Genomic DNA, 223 nt, shown 5'->3' with positions numbered 1-223 from the left:
AAAGAAGTAGCGGGCTTAACAGTTGTAGCAGTTGAAGACTATAAAGCGAGCATGATTACATCTTTACAAGATGGACATAAAGAAGAGATTCACTTGCCGAAATCAAATGTGTTAAAATATCAATTAGAAGATGGTTCTTGGTTCTGCCTACGTCCATCTGGAACTGAACCGAAGATTAAGTTCTACTTCGGTGTTCAAGATAATTCTTTACAAAATAGTGAAC

At 36.3% G+C, this 223-nt stretch carries 1 pseudogene; it reads left to right on the top strand.

From position 1 onward, the window contains the following. Window positions 1–223, top strand: a pseudogene (locus MR083_RS27475) (phospho-sugar mutase); the annotation flags it as partial.

The organism is Bacillus cereus group sp. BfR-BA-01408 (genome assembly GCF_022663305.1).
GTDB lineage: Bacteria > Bacillota > Bacilli > Bacillales > Bacillaceae_G > Bacillus_A > Bacillus_A pacificus.
The sequence above is the reverse complement of the archived record's forward strand: the minus strand, read 5'-3'. Positions and strand labels throughout refer to the sequence as shown.